The organism is Pseudomonas sp. S2_A02 (assembly GCF_054668495.1).
In genome coordinates this window covers 3,963,235-3,979,761 of record NZ_CP162776.1, presented here as the reverse complement: position 1 = coordinate 3,979,761, position 16,527 = coordinate 3,963,235, and the positions used below count along the sequence as shown (strand labels likewise).

15 protein-coding genes and 1 pseudogene are annotated in these 16,527 nt (G+C 59.8%); 11 read left to right on the top strand and 5 right to left on the bottom strand.

Features of this window, described 5'->3' with window-relative positions; translation table 11 throughout:
- The first annotated feature begins 12 nt into the window (after positions 1 to 12).
- The 4 genes from AB4O41_RS18125 to ppx all read left to right on the top strand — a co-directional run bounded on the left by AB4O41_RS18125 (position 13) and on the right by ppx (position 3,817).
- A complete protein-coding gene (locus AB4O41_RS18125) occupies positions 13 to 699 on the top strand; it encodes an amino acid ABC transporter permease (protein WP_460144164.1) in 687 nt (228 codons plus the stop codon).
- Positions 696 to 1,346 (top strand): amino acid ABC transporter permease, encoded by a 651-nt coding sequence (locus tag AB4O41_RS18120; RefSeq protein ID WP_460144163.1) that lies wholly within the window; start codon positions 696 to 698, stop codon positions 1,344 to 1,346. The genes AB4O41_RS18125 and AB4O41_RS18120 overlap by 4 nt, the downstream gene beginning before the upstream one ends.
- Positions 1,333 to 2,070 (top strand): amino acid ABC transporter ATP-binding protein, encoded by a 738-nt coding sequence (locus AB4O41_RS18115; RefSeq protein ID WP_460144162.1) that lies wholly within the window; start codon positions 1,333 to 1,335, stop codon positions 2,068 to 2,070. Before AB4O41_RS18120 ends, AB4O41_RS18115 begins: the two co-directional genes overlap by 14 nt.
- 244 nt (positions 2,071 to 2,314) lie before the next feature.
- Positions 2,315 to 3,817 carry an exopolyphosphatase gene (ppx, locus tag AB4O41_RS18110; RefSeq protein WP_367373396.1) on the top strand — a complete coding sequence of 501 codons (1,503 nt, stop codon included), beginning with the start codon at positions 2,315 to 2,317 and terminating at the stop codon, positions 3,815 to 3,817.
- A gap of 199 nt (positions 3,818 to 4,016) precedes the next feature.
- Here the strand turns inward: ppx and ppk1 are convergent, their stop codons facing one another.
- Together ppk1 and hemB are read right to left on the bottom strand one after the other, a co-directional pair.
- Entirely contained in the window at positions 4,017 to 6,239 is a 2,223-nt protein-coding gene (gene ppk1, locus AB4O41_RS18105; protein ID WP_367373397.1) for a polyphosphate kinase 1, read from the bottom strand.
- 18 nt (positions 6,240 to 6,257) lie between these two features.
- A complete protein-coding gene (hemB, locus tag AB4O41_RS18100) occupies positions 6,258 to 7,271 on the bottom strand; it encodes a porphobilinogen synthase (protein WP_460144161.1) in 1,014 nt (337 codons plus the stop codon).
- Between the two features lie 268 nt (positions 7,272 to 7,539).
- Here hemB and AB4O41_RS18095 point away from each other — a divergent pair, with 268 nt between their 5' ends.
- On the top strand, positions 7,540 to 8,172 hold the full coding sequence (locus AB4O41_RS18095) for a DedA family protein (RefSeq protein ID WP_008076083.1): 633 nt from the start codon (positions 7,540 to 7,542) through the stop codon (positions 8,170 to 8,172).
- Here AB4O41_RS18095 and AB4O41_RS18090 read toward each other — a convergent pair.
- Complete coding sequence (locus tag AB4O41_RS18090; protein ID WP_460144160.1) at positions 8,153 to 9,388, bottom strand: sterol desaturase family protein; 1,236 nt, start codon at positions 9,386 to 9,388, stop codon at positions 8,153 to 8,155. The two genes, AB4O41_RS18095 and AB4O41_RS18090, sit on opposite strands and share 20 nt — an antisense overlap.
- Positions 9,389 to 9,502: 114 nt before the next feature.
- Between AB4O41_RS18090 and elbB the strand changes: the two genes are divergently transcribed.
- Entirely contained in the window at positions 9,503 to 10,171 is a 669-nt protein-coding gene (gene elbB, locus AB4O41_RS18085; protein WP_460144159.1) for an isoprenoid biosynthesis glyoxalase ElbB, read from the top strand.
- Between the two features lie 115 nt (positions 10,172 to 10,286).
- Here elbB and AB4O41_RS18080 read toward each other — a convergent pair whose 3' ends face one another.
- A complete protein-coding gene (locus AB4O41_RS18080) occupies positions 10,287 to 10,742 on the bottom strand; it encodes a YaiI/YqxD family protein (protein WP_201061311.1) in 456 nt (151 codons plus the stop codon).
- A 106-nt stretch (positions 10,743 to 10,848) separates the two neighbouring features.
- Complete coding sequence (locus AB4O41_RS18075) at positions 10,849 to 12,747, bottom strand: FTR1 family protein (RefSeq protein ID WP_460144158.1); 1,899 nt, start codon at positions 12,745 to 12,747, stop codon at positions 10,849 to 10,851.
- Between the two features lie 118 nt (positions 12,748 to 12,865).
- Here AB4O41_RS18075 and AB4O41_RS18070 point away from each other — a divergent pair.
- From AB4O41_RS18070 to AB4O41_RS18050, 5 genes and pseudogenes are all read left to right on the top strand, one after another.
- Positions 12,866 to 13,117: pseudogene (locus AB4O41_RS18070) on the top strand (hypothetical protein); the annotation flags it as partial.
- 205 nt (positions 13,118 to 13,322) lie between these two features.
- Positions 13,323 to 14,717: a COG3014 family protein gene (locus tag AB4O41_RS18065; protein ID WP_460144157.1), complete on the top strand. Its 1,395-nt coding sequence runs from the start codon at positions 13,323 to 13,325 to the stop codon at positions 14,715 to 14,717.
- Positions 14,718 to 14,732: 15 nt separating this feature from the next.
- Positions 14,733 to 15,104, top strand: a complete 372-nt coding sequence (locus AB4O41_RS18060; protein WP_038980807.1) for a YcfL family protein — start codon at positions 14,733 to 14,735, stop codon at positions 15,102 to 15,104.
- 39 nt (positions 15,105 to 15,143) lie between these two features.
- Entirely contained in the window at positions 15,144 to 15,731 is a 588-nt protein-coding gene (gene lpoB, locus AB4O41_RS18055) for a penicillin-binding protein activator LpoB (RefSeq protein WP_007899345.1), read from the top strand.
- A 3-nt stretch (positions 15,732 to 15,734) separates the two neighbouring features.
- Positions 15,735 to 16,478, top strand: coding sequence for a penicillin-binding protein activator LpoB (locus tag AB4O41_RS18050; RefSeq protein ID WP_460144156.1), 744 nt, complete (start codon positions 15,735 to 15,737; stop codon positions 16,476 to 16,478).
- Positions 16,479 to 16,527 lie beyond the last annotated feature (49 nt).

Sequence of the window (16,527 nt, the reverse complement as noted above, 5' to 3'; positions counted from 1 at the left end):
GGGAGACGATTTATGGCTTATCAGTTCGATTTCTTGCCGGTGGTGGAAAACACCGACCTGCTGCTGCGCGGTGCGCTGTTCACCCTTGAGTTAACGGCCATTGGCGCGGTGCTCGGAGTCAGCCTGGGCATCGTCGGGGCACTGGTGCGGGCGTGGAACATCCGCCCGTTCGCCGGCATTTTCGGGGTTTACGTCGAGTTGATCCGCAACACGCCATTTTTGGTGCAGTTGTTTTTCATCTTCTTCGGTTTGCCGTCGCTAGGCCTGCAGATTTCCGAATGGCAGGCGGCGGTGCTGGCGATGGTGATCAACCTCGGCGCCTATTCGACCGAGATCATCCGCGCCGGCATTCAAGCGATCCCCCGCGGACAGCTGGAAGCCGCAGCCGCCTTGGCGATGACGCGCTTCGAAGCCTCCCGCCACGTGGTTCTGTTGCCGGCGCTGGGCAAGGTCTGGCCGGCCCTGAGCAGCCAGATCATCATCGTGATGCTCGGCTCGGCGGTCTGTTCGCAGATCGCCACCGAAGAGCTGAGTTTCGCCGCCAACTTCATTCAATCGCGCAACTTCCGCGCCTTTGAAACCTATGCCCTGACCACATTGATCTACCTGTGCATGGCGCTGCTGATCCGCCAATTACTGAACTGGATCGGCCGACGGTTTATTTCAAGAAGCAGCAGCGCAAGGAGCAGCAGCCAATGAGCGATTTCACCTTCTGGGACATCCTGCGCAATCTGCTCACGGGCCTGCAATGGACCCTGGCATTGTCGCTGGTGGCGTTTATCGGCGGGGGGCTTATCGGCTTGCTGATCATGGTGATGCGGATTTCAAAAAAATCCCTGCCCAGCCACTTCGCCCGCACCTACATCGAACTGTTCCAGGGCACGCCGCTATTGATGCAGCTGTTTCTGGTGTTCTTCGGTGTGGCATTGGCCGGTCTGGAGATTTCGCCGTGGATGGCGGCGGCGATTGCCTTGACGCTGTTCACCAGCGCCTACCTGGCGGAGATCTGGCGCGGTTGCGTCGATTCGATCCCCAACGGTCAGTGGGAAGCCTCGTCAAGCCTGGCGCTCAACCCGCTGGAGCAACTGCGTTACGTGATCCTGCCGCAAGCCCTGCGCATCGCCGTGGCGCCAACCGTGGGTTTCTCGGTGCAAGTGGTCAAAGGCACCGCCGTCACCTCGATCATCGGCTTCACCGAACTGACCAAGACCGGCGGCATGCTCGCCAACGCGACCTTCGAGCCCTTTATGGTCTACGGCTTGGTGGCCCTCGGTTACTTCCTGCTCTGCTACCCCTTGTCCCTCAGTGCGCGCTATCTGGAAAGGAGACTGCATGCCTCTGCTTAGAATTTCCGCCCTGCATAAATATTACGGCGACCACCATGTGCTCAAAGGCATCGACCTGAGTGTCGACGAAGGCCAGGTGGTGGCGATCATCGGTCGCAGCGGCTCGGGCAAATCCACCTTGTTGCGCACCCTCAATGGTCTGGAGTCGATCAATGACGGCGTGATCGAAGTCGACGGCGAATACCTCGACGCCGCCCGCGCCGACCTGCGCAGCCTGCGGCAGAAAGTCGGGATGGTGTTTCAACAGTTCAATCTATTCCCGCACCTGACCGTGGGCGAAAACGTCATGCTCGCACCGCAAGTGGTGCAGAAAGTGCCGAAAGCCAAAGCCGTCGAACTGGCGCGGCAGATGCTGGAACGGGTCGGTCTGGGGGAGAAGTTTGATGCCTTCCCGGATCGGCTGTCTGGCGGCCAGCAACAGCGGGTGGCGATTGCTCGGGCGTTGGCCATGTCGCCAAAAGTCTTGCTGTGCGACGAGATTACCTCGGCACTCGACCCGGAACTGGTCAACGAAGTGCTGAGCGTGGTCCGGCAACTGGCCAAGGAGGGCATGACGCTGATCATGGTCACCCATGAAATGCGCTTTGCCCGCGAGGTGGGGGACAAATTGGTGTTCATGCACCATGGCAAGGTGCATGAGGTGGGGGATCCGAAGGTGTTGTTTGCCAATCCGCAGACGGCGGAGCTGGCGAATTTCATCGGGACGGTGGAAGCAGCAGGCTGAAGGATATTTGTGCCTTTGAAGCCGCCTTCGCGGGCAAGCCCGTTCCCACAGGGTTCTCTGTTGGAACGCGATCATGTGTTCGACGCAAAAACCTGTGGGAGCGGGCTTGCCCGCGAAGAGGCCATCTGCAACGCCACGAATGCCCCCCGTGGTAAAAGATCGCAGCCTTCGACAGCTCCTACGCGTTGGCGGCAGCGTTTGATCGTGGCAGGATGTCGAGGTTATCGACCGAGACCCCCTGACCATGCCGCTATCCCAAGCCAAGAATCTGTCCCTGATCGCCGCAATCGACCTGGGCTCCAACAGCTTTCACATGGTCGTGGCCAAGGCCCAGAACGGCGAAATCCGGATTCTCGAACGTCTCGGGGAGAAGGTTCAGCTGGCCGCCGGCATCGACGAAGAACGTCAACTCAGCGAAGAATCCATGCAGCGCGGGCTCGATTGCCTGAAGCGTTTCGCCCAACTGATCAACGGTATGCCGCCCGGCACCGTGCGGATCGTCGGCACCAACGCCCTGCGCGAAGCCCGTAACCGCGCCGAATTCATCCACCGTGCCGAAGAAATTCTCGGGCATCCGGTAGAAGTCATCTCCGGCCGAGAAGAAGCGCGCCTGATTTACCTCGGCGTCTCCCATACCCTCGCCGACACCCCGGGCAAGCGCCTGGTGGCCGATATCGGCGGCGGCAGTACTGAATTCATCATCGGGCAGAGATTCGAGCCATTGTTGCGCGAAAGTCTGCAAATGGGCTGCGTGAGCTTCACCCAACGCTATTTCAAGGATGGCAAGATCACCCCGGCCCGCTACGCCCAGGCGTATACCGCGGCGCGGCTGGAGATCATGAGCATCGAACACGCCCTGCACCGCCTGACCTGGGATGAAGCCATCGGCTCCTCGGGCACCATTCGCGCCATTGGCCTGGCGCTGAAGGCCGGCGGGCATGGCACTGGCGAAGTGAATGCCGAAGGCCTGGCCTGGCTCAAGCGCAAGCTGTTCAAACTCGGCGATGCCGAGAAAATCGACTTCGAAGGCATCAAGCCCGACCGCCGGGCGATCTTCCCCGCCGGTTTGGCGATTCTCGAAGCAATCTTCGACTCCCTCGAACTGCAACGCATGGATCACTGTGAAGGCGCCCTGCGCGAAGGCGTGCTCTATGACCTGCTGGGCCGTCATCATCACGAAGACGTCCGTGAACGGACGCTCAGCTCGCTGATGGAGCGTTACCACGTCGACCTCGAACAAGCGGCGCGTGTTGAACGCAAGGCGCTGCATGCCTTCGATCAAGTGGCTGAAGACTGGGACCTGAATGACGGCGTCTGGCGCGAATTGCTGGGTTGGGCGGCCAAGGTCCATGAGGTGGGCCTGGACATCGCCCACTATCAGTACCACAAGCATGGCGCCTACCTGATCGAGCACTCGGACCTGGCCGGATTTTCCCGTGAAGACCAGCAAATGCTCGCGCTGCTGGTGCGTGGCCATCGACGCAACATTCCCAAGGACAAGTTCGCCGACTTTGGTGACGACGGCATCAAGCTGATTCGCCTGTGCGTGCTGCTGCGCTTTGCAATTTTGTTCCATCACATCCGCGGCACCCAGGAAATGCCACAAGTGGTGCTGCACGCCAATGGCGATAGCCTGGATGTGTTGTTCCCGGAACACTGGCTGGACGACAACCAGTTAACCCAGGCCGACTTCGCCCTGGAAGCAGAGTGGCTGACCCGCGTCAGCTTCGTACTCAACGTCCGCTAAAACCCCAGAAAGAGCGAACACTATCCCTGTGGCGAGGGAGCTTGCTCCCGCTGGGCTGCGAAGCGGCCCCAAAAAGAGGGACTGCTGCGCAGTCCAGCGGGAGCAAGCTCCCTCGCCACAAGTCATTCACCCCTCGTGCGGGGATAAAAAAAGGGCGATCCACATGGATCGCCCTTTTTTTGTATCAACCGAATCTACGTTAACGAACAGCCAGAATCGGACTGCCCAAACGCTCAAGCAAGGTTGCCTGGGCACTGCGCGGGTTCTGGTTGCCGGTCGGCGTGTTGCGGATGTAGCGACCGTCCGCTTGCAGGCTCCAGCTGTGGGTGTTGTCGGTGAGATAGAGCTCCAGCTCTTTCTTGACCCGCATGATCAGCTTCTTGCCTTCGACCGGGAAGCAAGTCTCGACGCGCTTGTCGAGGTTGCGCTCCATCCAGTCGGCACTGGACAGGAACATCTGTTCTTCGCCGCCGTTGAGGAAGTAGAAGACCCGGGTATGTTCCAGGAAGCGACCGATGATCGAGCGCACGTGGATGTTGTGGGAGACCCCGGCGATGCCCGGTCGCAAGCAGCACATGCCGCGCACCACCAGATCGATACGCACACCGGACTGACTGGCCTTGTACAACGCACGGATGACTTTCGGATCGGTCAGCGAGTTGAACTTGGCGATGATGTGCGCCGGCTTGCCGTCGAGAGCAAACTGCGTCTCCCGGGCAATCATGTCGAGCATGCCCTTCTTCAACGTGAACGGCGCATGCAGCAGTTTCTTCATGCGCAGGGTTTTACCCATGCCGATCAACTGGCTGAACAGTTTGCCGACGTCTTCGCACAAGGCATCGTCGGAGGTCAGCAGGCTGTAGTCGGTGTACAGACGGGCGTTGGCCGCATGGTAGTTGCCGGTACCCAAGTGGGCGTAACGGACAATCTCGCCAGCCTCGCGGCGCAAAATCAGCATCATCTTGGCGTGGGTCTTGAAGCCGACCACGCCGTAAATCACTACCGCACCGGCCGCTTGCAGACGGCTGGCCAGTTGCAGGTTGGACTCTTCGTCAAACCGCGCGCGCAATTCGATCACCGCGGTCACTTCCTTGCCGTTACGCGCTGCGTCCACTAGCGCATCGACGATCTCGGAGTTGGCGCCGCTGCGATACAACGTCTGGCGAACCGCCAACACGTGAGGATCCTTGGCCGCCTGGCGCAGCAAGTCGACCACCGGGGTGAACGACTCGAAGGGGTGCAGCAGCAGGATGTCCTGCTTGCTGATCACGCTGAAAATGTTCTCGCTGTTTTGCAGCAGTTTCGGGATCTGCGGGGTGAACGGCGTGTATTGCAGCTCCGGATGACTGTCCAGGCCAGTGATGCTGAACAGCCGGGTCAGGTTGACCGGGCCGTTGACCTGATACAGCTCGGTCTCGTGCAGGTTGAACTGCTTGAGCAGGTAATCGGACAGGTGTTTCGGGCAGGTATCGGCCACTTCCAGCCGCACCGCGTCACCGTAGCGACGGGAGAACAACTCGCCGCGCAGGGCGCGCGCCAGGTCTTCCACGTCTTCGGTATCGACCGCGAGGTCGGCGTTACGGGTCAGGCGGAACTGGTAGCAGCCTTTGACCTTCATGCCTTGGAACAGGTCATCGGCATGGGCGTGGATCATCGACGACAAGAACACGTAGTTGTCGCCTGGGCCACCGACTTCTTCCGGCACCTTGATGATCCGCGGCAACAGACGCGGTGCCGGGATAATCGCCAGACCGGAATCGCGACCGAAGGCGTCGACGCCTTCGAGCTCGACGATGAAGTTCAGGCTCTTGTTCACCAGCAACGGAAACGGGTGTGTCGGGTCAAGGCCGATCGGGGTGATGATCGGCGCGATCTCGTCGCGGAAATAACGACGAACCCAGGTCTTGAGCTTGGTGGTCCAGTAGCGGCGGCGAATGAAGCGGACCTGATGTTTTTCCAGTTCCGGCAACAGAATGTCGTTGAGGATCGCGTATTGGCGATCGACGTGGCCGTGCACCAGCTCACTGATGCGAGCCAGGGCCTGGTGCGGTTGCAAGCCATCGGCGCCAGCCTGTTCACGGGCGAAGGTGATCTGCTTCTTAAGGCCGGCCACCCGAATCTCGAAGAACTCGTCCAGGTTGCTGGAGAAGATCAGCAAAAACTTCAGCCGCTCCAGCAACGGGTAAGACTCATCCAGCGCCTGTTCCAGCACGCGGATGTTGAACTGCAGTTGCGAGAGCTCACGATGGATGTACAGGCTGCTGTCATCCAGGCCGGGAATGGCAATCGCTGGCGCCGCCACAACGGGCTCGGCCACCACCGCGGGTGGAGCAGGCTCCAGCTCCGGCGGGGTTTCGGCGATTTGCTCCACCACAGGTTGAGCGTCTTTTACGGCAACTTCAGTGAGTCCTTCGGTATTCATCGAATGTTCCTGGGAGGGCTATTTTTGCTCTCGTAACAATTGAGCGGCACGGACGGCAAAGTAAGTCAGGATGCCATCAGCGCCTGCACGTTTAAAAGCGGTCAGGGATTCGAGGATAACCCCTTCGCTCAACCAGCCATTCTGGATCGCTGCCATGTGCATGGCGTATTCGCCGCTGACCTGATAGACAAAGGTCGGCACTTTGAACTCTTCCTTGACCCGGCAAAGGATATCCAGATACGGCATGCCTGGTTTGACCATGACCATGTCCGCGCCCTCTGACAAGTCCGCCGCCACTTCGTGCAGGGCTTCGTTGCTGTTGGCCGGGTCCATTTGATAGGAGGCCTTGTTGGCCTTGCCCAGGTTCAGCGCCGAGCCCACCGCATCGCGGAACGGGCCGTAATAGGCGCTGGCGTATTTAGCCGAGTAAGCCATGATCCGCACATTGACGTGATCGGCCAGCTCGAGCGCCTCGCGGATCGCCTGGATGCGACCGTCCATCATGTCCGACGGGGCCACCACCTGAGCGCCGGCTTCAGCGTGGGACAAAGCCTGCTTAACCAGTGCGTCGACGGTAATGTCGTTCTGCACGTAGCCTTCTTCATCGAGAATGCCGTCCTGACCGTGAGTGGTGAACGGGTCCAGAGCGACGTCGGTGATCACACCCAACTCCGGGAATCGATCACGCAGAGCTCGGGTCGCGCGCTGGGCGATGCCATCCGGGTTCCAGGCTTCAGCGGCGTCCAGGGATTTGAGCTCTGGTGGCGTCACCGGAAACAATGCCAGCGCCGGAATCCCCAACTCGACCCACTTGGCCGCTTCTTCAAGCAACAAATCGATGGTCAGGCGTTCGACGCCCGGCATCGAGGCCACCGCTTCTCGACGGTTTTCACCGTCCAGTACGAACACCGGCAAGATCAGATCGTCGACGGTCAACACGTTTTCACGGACCAGTCGACGCGAGAAATCATCACGACGGTTGCGACGCAGGCGGGTTGCAGGAAACAAACGGTTGGCGGGGGTAAAGCTCACGGCAGACTCCTGAGCCCGCGCTGGCGGGCGAGCGTGACAGTTATAAGCGGCCATTATGACGAACGTATTACATAAGTGTCTCGTCTTGAAGTCACTGTTCAACTGCAGCGGCGGCTTGAACGTGACTCCAAGACGAGACACCTGCTTACCCCCTATAGCCGCATTCCATTGTCCTTGTAGGAAATGTTCACGTCGAGACACATTTTGACACTTTCCTGAATGTGTCCGAGGGGTTAGGCTGCGCGTTCATTTCGCCAGCACCCAGACAATGCTCCAACAATTTCTTCAGGAATTCGGCTACTTCGCCCTCTTTCTCGGCACGTTCTTCGAAGGCGAAACCATCCTGGTGCTCGCGGGCTTCCTTGCGTTCCGCGGATACATGGACATCAAGGTGGTAATGCTCGTGGCGTTCCTCGGCAGTTATGCCGGCGATCAGCTGTGGTACTTCCTGGGGCGCAAGCACGGGCGCAAATTGCTGGCGCGCAAACCGCGCTGGCAACTGATGGGTGATCGGGCGCTGGAACATATCCGCAAACACCCGGACATCTGGGTGCTGAGCTTCCGCTTTGTCTACGGCTTGCGCACCGTGATGCCGGTGGCGATCGGTCTGTCGGGCTATCCGCCGGGACGTTATCTGCTGCTCAACGGGATTGGCGCAGCGATCTGGGCCGCCGCGCTGGCTTCCGCCGCCTATCACTTCGGCGCAGTGCTCGAAGGCATGCTGGGCAGCGTCAAGAAGTATGAGCTGTGGGTGCTGGGCGCCCTGCTGGTACTGGGCTTTTGCCTGTGGCTGCGGCGGCGCTTCAAGAATGCCCGTCTGGCGAAGAAGATCTATGCCGACGAGCAAGCGTTGAAAGCCGAACAGGCCAAGTCCAGCGAACCTACGACGCCCATCGAGTGAAGCGGTTTCTACAACAGTAGAGACCGATTCCGCTGAGCAGGCTGTAACTGAGCAGCCCTACCCAGCCCACCGCGCTGCCCGGCCATAGCCCGACCATTGGCGCCAGCCATACCAGCGGCAGGTTCGACGCCAACCGTAACAGCTCCAGTTTCAGTGCCTGCGGGCGATTTTCCAAGGCCACGCCCAACACAAACAGCCCCCATGCCACGGCACCCCAGCCCAACACCAGAGCCGAAACCGGCAGGCTCTGTTCCAGGTTCATCAAGTAACTGCCCAAAGCGATGTAGACGCAGAACTGTAGCGCCACATACCACTGCTGGCGCCCGTCCAGCGGCACCTCAAATTTGCGGAACTGGCTCAGGTCCGGTTTGTTCATCGGGTATTTAGCCGCCACATCCGCTGGCCGCCAACCGGTGCGCATGAACCAGATCCGCAGCTTGTCCCACCCGCTTTCGGCGCGCCGGGCGTCATCCCACAGCTGCGCATAGAACTGCACGTTTGCCCACAATGGATTCCAGCTCGCCAGCGGCGTGGTCACGCCGAAAATCACCGGATCGTTGTCGTCCTCTTCCTGGAACGAGCCAAATAGACGGTCCCAAATAATGAACACCCCGCCGTAGTTGCGATCCATGTAGAGAGCGTTCTGTGCATGGTGAGCCCGATGATTGGACGGCGTGACGAAGAACCATTCGAACCAGCCGAGCTTGGGAATGTGCCGGGTATGCACCCAGAACTGGTACAGCAGATTCAGCGCCGCAACGCTGACAAACACCACCAGCGGCACGCCGAGCACGGCCATGGGCAGATAGAAAATCCAGCTCAACAGAAACCCGGTGCTGGTCTGGCGCAAGGCCGTGGAGAGGTTGTAATCCTCGCTCTGGTGATGCACCGAGTGGGCAGCCCAGAGGATGTTGCGCTCGTGGCCCATGCGGTGCAGCCAGTAATAGCAAAAGTCGTAGAAGACGAAGGCAAACACCCAGACCCAGACACTGTCGGCCGACAACTCAATCAAGGCCAGATGCTTCAGGGCGAAGGCATAAGTCACCAGGCCGACGCCTTTGGTCAACAGACCCGTGGTGGTCGACAGCACGCCGGTGCTGACGCTGTTGATCGCATCTGCCACGCGGTAATTGCTCACCCCGCGCCAACGGTCGGCCAGCCACTCGACCGCAATCAGCACAAAGAAAAACGGCACCGCATACAGAATGAAGTCCATGACGCGCCCTGATCAGAATCGTTCAGCAGAGATTAGGTGTAGCCGCGTATTAACCCTATGGCAACGAGTGACAAATTAGTGGACATTTAACGCCATGAATCTGGAGAAAAGCCCATGAGCAAAAAAATTGCAGTGATCCTTTCCGGCTGCGGCGTGTACGACGGCGCCGAGATCCACGAAAGCGTGATCACCCTGCTGCGGCTGGACCAGCGCGGCGCCCAGGTGCAGTGTTTCGCACCCAATATCGCGCAGTTGCATGTGATCAACCACCTGACCGGCGAAGAAATGCCCGAGGCGCGCAATGTGCTGGTGGAATCGGCACGGATCGCCCGGGGCAACATCAAGGATATCCGGGACGCCAGCGTCGAAGACTTCGATGCGCTGATCGTTCCAGGCGGATTCGGCTCGGCCAAGAACCTGTCGAACTTTGCCGTCGAAGGCGCCGGTTGCAGCGTTCAGCCTGACGTCCTGGCGTTGACCGAAGCGTTCGCCGAGGCCGGCAAACCGGTGGGGCTGATCTGCATCTCGCCGGCCCTGGCCGCCAAGATCTACGGCCCGGGTGTGACCTGCACCATCGGCAACGACGCCGATACCGCCGCCGCAATGAACAAAATGGGCGCCACCCATGCCGAGTGCGCAGTGACCGACATCGTCGAAGACAAGGCGCGCAAGCTGGTGAGCACTCCGGCGTATATGCTGGCGCAATCGATCAGCGAGGCCGCTTCCGGCATCAACAAACTGGTCGACCGCGTACTGGAACTGACCCACGAAAACGACGCCTGACACGGACCAATGTGGGAGCGAGCCTGCTCGCGATAGCGGCCTAACATTCAACGCTTAGGTTGACTGTTAGGCCGCTATCGCGAGCAGGCTCGCTCCCACAGGGACTAGGTCGCCCTCAAGACTTGCGCGACAACCGCGTAAGTATCCGGTCCAGCGCATTGGCGAACGCCTGCTTCTCACGGTCGCCAAACGGCGCCGGTCCGCCGCTCATCTGACCCTGCTCGCGCAGATCGGTGAACAGGTTACGCACCGCCAGTCGATCACCCATGTTCTGCGCATCGAACTCCTTGCCCCGTGGATCCAGCGCCGCAACGCCTTTCTTCACCAACCGGTCCGCAAGCGGCACATCGCTGCAAATCACCAGCTCACCCGGCACCGCGTATTCCACCAGGTAATCATCGGCGGCATCCGGGCCGCTGGGCACCACGATCAGCTTCACCAGGGCGAGGCCCGGTTTGATCTGCGGCTGACCGGCCACCAGTACCACTTCGAACTGGCGCTTGAGGGCGAATTTCACCACCAGATCCTTGGCTGCCCGAGGACAAGCGTCGGCATCGATCCACACGCGCATAGTGTTTTTCCTCTTCCAAAAAAATCGCGAGCAGGCTCGCCCCCACAGGTTATACGCAATCCTGTGGGAGCAAGCCTGCTCGCGATTGTGAGCGCAGCGAATGCTTTTAAGAAACCGGCAGACGCCGCTTCTCGGCCAACCGGCTACGGCTGTACAACACGATGATCGCAATGATCGCCACGGCCTGAGCACTCAGCGAATACGCATCAGCGTGGATCCCCAGCCAGTCGAAGTCAAAGAACGGCACCGGCCGCGTGCCGAAGATCCCGGCTTCCTGCAACGCCTTCACGCCATGGCCGGCAAACACCACCGACAACGCGCACAGCAGCCCGGCATTGATGCCGAAGAACAACGCCAACGGCAGTTTCGCCGAGCCGCGCAGAATCACCCAGGCCAGACCGATCAGCAATACCAGCGCCGTCGCCCCGCCCGCCATTACGGCGTTGTGCCCTGCCGGCCCGGCCTGCAACCACAGGGTTTCGTAAAACAGGATCACTTCGAACAGCTCGCGATACACCGAGAAGAACGCCAGGATCGCAAACCCGAAACGCCCACCGCCGCTCACCAGGCTGCTCTTGATGTAATCCTGCCAGGCCGCCGCGTGGCGACGGTCGTGCATCCACACCCCGAGCCAAAGCACCATGACACTGGCAAATAACGCCGTCGCGCCTTCCAGCAGTTCACGCTGGGCACCGCTGACGTCGATTACATACGCCGCCACCGCCCAGGTCGCCAGCCCGGCCAGCAGTGCCAAGCCCCAACCGATGTTGACGCTACGCACTGCCGATTGCTGACCGGTATTGCGCAGGAACGCGAGGATCGCCGCGAGCACCAGAATCGCTTCCAGACCTTCTCGCAACAGAATCAACAGACCGGAAATGTAGCTCAGCGACCAGCTCAAACCATCACTGCCTAGCAGGCCAGCGGACTCTTTCAATTTGGCCTTGGCCGCCTCCAGACGCTGCTCGGCCTGGGCCACCGGCAAACCGTCCTGCAACGATTGACGGTAAGCCATCAGGGACTTCTCGGTGTCTTTGCGCACGTTGGCGTCGACGTTGTCCAGGGAGCTTTCGACCAGCTCAAAGCCTTCCAGGTACGCGGCCACCGACAGGTCGTAGGCCTGATCGTGTTCGCCGGCACGGTAGGCGGCGATGCTCTTGTCCAAGGTGGCCGCCGTGTAATCCAGCAACTGTCCCGGGCCACGCTTGACCTGCGGCGGTTGCGCTCGTTGCGCGCGGAAGGTCGCGGCCGCTTGCGAACCTTCGGCGGTCTGCACTTCGGCTGGCGTCTGACGTGCCAGGTCGGCGATGTTGTAGGTTTTCTCGGATTTTGCCGCGGCGGGGTCGGCACTGAAGCTGGCGATATAAGTCGCCAGGTCCCAACGTTGACGATCATCCAGTTGATCGGCGAAGGCCGGCATGTCGGTGCCTTCAACGCCCATGCCCAGCGTGTTGTAGATCGCATAGAGGCTCAGACGGTCCAGTCGCACGGCATCGCGCAGATTGGCCGGCGGCGGCGTCATGCCGACACCTGCCGGGCCATCACCAGCGCCCGCATCGCCATGGCACACCGAGCATTGCTGGGCATACAGCGGCGCGCCGCGAGTCGGGTCCGGCGTGATAACCGGAGCCTGGCTGACCTCATAGGTCACCGCCAGTTTTGCCCCCAGCTGCCGCGCCTGACGGGCGACGTCTGCGCCCTCCTTGCGAGCGGCGATTGCAACGCCAAGACTACCGATGCCCTGCTCCAGCTCTGCGCGTTCAGGTTTGGCCGGCAAATCGGCGATCAAGCCTTGCAGCACCTTGAGGAATTCCTGCTGTTCGCGGTATTCAGACTCATCGATGATTTTGCCCGCCTCGACCGTCGCCGGGTAATCAGCGCCAATGTAATCGAGCAAATGCAGAGCCTTGGGCGCACCTTCCGCGGTTTCGGCCAGCGCATTGAAGCTGCAGAACGCGATCACCGGCAGCACGAGCCACGCCAGAAAACGAGAGGAGGCAATCATGAATAAATCTCAAATGGAAATACGAAGTAACACATTGTTCACTCCCAATGAGTTTCACTCAAGCTTTGTTGGTATTTCCTGCCTAGCTGCGTATAAATTCAGCGGCCAATTGCCACCCTTTGAGCACGCGGATACCCGAACCTGGCGTACGTTGTCCAACATCACCCTGGTGGCGCGCCTGCGCCTGAAAAAAGGCGAGCACCTGATCAGCCTGCCCAACGCGCCGGGCGCTGCGCCCCTGAAAGTCCGCATCGAGCAGAACCATCAGGTCAAAAGCCTGCGAGCGCTGGGCGAGCGGGTTTACAGCAACGGAGTGGCTTTCGAACCTGCCGTTGCGCCTGAAAGCGGTGTGGTATCCGGTCTGAAATAAGTAATGGCACATTTGTGAAGGCATGTAATTAAAAAGCCATTACATGGCCAGTATCCCTGTTTATAATGCCGCGCCGTCGTTATTGCGATATGGCATTTAAGCTCCTCTTTTTATGAGGAATTGGCAGGAGGCCAACAGCCCTGTCGATGGGTCCCCACAGCCGACCAGCACGCGGCTGCTTATATTCAGGGAAGACGTACCCCTTATGGCATTCCGTGCCCCCACCTTGATCGCGCTCAGCGCTGTCACGTTGCTTTCCGGCTGTTCGGCCTTTCGTAACTACGATTCGGAACTGGCACAAACCAACCAGCAACTGGCCGCCGGCAACGTCGACGCTGCCTTGACCCTGCTGGAAAAGAACAACACCAGCAAAGACAAAGACCTGCTCTATTACTTCGAGAAGGGTGAACTGCTGCGCGCCAAGGGCGACTTGTCCGGCAGCCAGAACGCCTGGACCAGCGCCGATCAAGTGGTGGGCAAGTGGGAAGACGCAGTCAAGCTCGACACCGAAAAATACCTGGCCCAGTTCGGCAGCTTCCTGGTCAACGACAAGGTTCGTCGTTACGAAGGCTATGACTACGAAAAAGTCATGCTGACCACGCAGATGGCCCTCAACCTGCTGGCGGTGAACGACTTCGACGGCGCGCGCACCGCGATCAAGAGAACCCACGAGCGTGAAGCGGTGATTGCCGAGCTGCGCGACAAGGAATACCTCAAGAGCGAAGAGCAGGCCGAGAAAGAAGGCGTCAAAACCCAGTACAAGGATCTTCAGGGTTACCCAGTGGCCAGCCTCGACGCGCCGGAAGTGGTCGGCTTGAAAAACAGCTACCAGAGTGCGTTCAGCCATTACCTGGCCGGCTTCGTCTATGAAGCCCTGGGCGAGAAAGATCTGGCGGCGCCAGGTTATCGCAAAGCCGCCGAGCTGCGTCCGAACACGCCATTGCTGGAACAGGCGCTGGTGAATCTCGACAGACCCGCCAAGGACGAGGACAGCGACATCCTGATCGTTGTGCAAAGCGGCCTGGCGCCGTCCCGCGACTCGATCCGCATTCCGCTGCCATTGCCGATCAGCAACAACGTGGTGATCACGCCGCTGTCATTCCCGATCATCAAACCGGATACCTCCACTGCCACCTTCGCCCAGATCGGCGTAGACGGTCAGCAGCTGAATCTGACGCAACTCAACAGCACCACCGCCATGTCCCGTCGCGCGCTGCGTGATGACATGCCGGGCATCATCCTGCGCACCACCGTGCGGGCGATCACTCGTGGTGTGGCACAGAAGCAGATCAACGAAACCAACCCGCTGGCGGGCCTTGCAGTCGGCATCACTTCAGCCGTGCTCGAAGGTGCCGATACCCGTACGTGGCGTACCTTGCCGGACAACACTCAGGTGGTGCGTCTGCGCTTGAAGAAAGGCGAGCACAGCATCACGCTGCCGAGCGCCGTGGGCGGCTCGGTGGTCAAGGTCACCGTTGATCAGCGCTTTCAGGTCATCACCCTGCGCGCCGTGGGCAATCAGGTATTCGCCAGCGGCGTGGCTGCGCACGTGATCCCGAGCGCCAACCCGACCGCCGTGGCCAGCCTCAAACAACCTTAAGAACGGAGTCTTTGCATGCGCTTCAAATTCATCGCTGTCGTCGCCCTCGCCTTGTTGGCCGGCTGCGCCACCCCGCCACCGCCGGAGCCAGGCAGCGCTGCCAGCAAGGTCGTGGCCATGGGCAAGCTCAAGAACATCGTGGTCGGCGCCATGCGCGTGGCCCGGGAAAACGGCTTCATGACGGTCAATGCCCAGCTGAGCAACACCAGCTACAACAACAAGACCTTCTACTACCGTTTTGCCTGGCTCGGCCCTGAAGGCTTCCCGGTTGCCGAAGAAGAAACCTGGAAAAGCCAGCTGATGTACGGCGAGCAGACCAGTTTCATTCAGGCCATTGCGCCAACCGCCAAAGCCGTGGATTTCCGTCTCGAAATCAAAACGCCTTAAGCCCGACACCCTATTCGTTCAGTTCTAGAGAGCATTCCCATGTTTGCACGCTTTTCGTTCATCGCCGTCATCGCCCTTCTGGCCAGCGGTTGCGCCAACACTTCACCAACCCTGGGCAGCAAAAACATCAGCTACGGCGACACCAAAGCCGTGGAAACCGTGACTAACGAGTTCGGCTCCACCGACCTGCAGATGATCGCCGAATCCATGACCCGCTCCCTGGCCCAGTCCGGCATCCTGCAAGGCCGTCCGGTGGTTCAGGTTTACGACGTGAAGAACAAGACCAGCGAGTACATCGACACCCGCGAAATCACCACCAGCATCAAGACCCAATTGATGAAGACCGGCGTCGCCCGCTTCGCCAGCGACAACACCGCCATGCAAAGCCAGGTTGACCAGCTCAAGCTGCAAAACCAGAGCGGCCTGTACAAGAAAAGCACCGTGGCCAAGACTGGCAACATGATTGCTGCTCAGTATCGCATCGAAGGTTCGATCAGCTCGATCGTCAAGCGCAGCAGCGACTACAAGGACGTCTTCTACAAATTCAGCCTGCAATTGATCGACGTTGAAAGCGGTCTGGCCGAATGGATGGATGAAAAAGAGATCCGCAAAACCACGGAGCGTTAATCGATGCGCGCATGGATTGGCATGATGGCCCTGGCTTGCGCGTTCAGCGTGCAAGCGGCCCCGAAAGTCGCAGTAGCGGATCTGGCGTATCAGGAACGGGTAGAGCAATACGTCCACACTGTTTCGGCCCAGAGCAACCACAGCCAGAGCTATTACGGCGCCAGTGGTTCGTCCAATTACGAAGAGTACGAAGCAACCAGCAGCTACATCGAGCAAGGTGAACTGCGGAAATTCACCGGCGATATCAAGGGCGAGATTCTGCGCTCCGGCATGTTTCAGCTGGTGCAAGGCACGCCTTACACGGCATCGTCCAAAGGTGACGTGTATGACGTGATCAAGCGGATCAAGGCCGGTAGCTTCAAGGGTGCCGACTATGTGCTGTTCGGCACCGTGTCAGACATCGACTTCACCCGCGACATGAACGAGCTGGCCAACACCGACAGTTATTCGGCAGTGCTGGGGCTGACGCTGGTGGCGGACTTCAGCTTGATCAACACCAAGACCTATGAGATCACCTCGGCCTTCACGGCGATGGGTGAAGGTCAGGACACCAAACTGGTGAATGGCCGGGATATCAAGATTTCGCTGAACCGCCCACGGGTGGTACGTGATGTGTCCAAGGCACTGGGTGAGGATGTGGCTGCGCAACTGAGCCAACAGCTCGGTGGCGGTGGTTATGAGCAGCCGGGGCAGGCGCCGCAGCGCAATAACCTGCCGCGGGATACGGCGCCGGTGATTCTGCACTGAGTAGGCTTTGATCGTTCCCACGCAGAGCATGGGAACGATCAGGCGACCT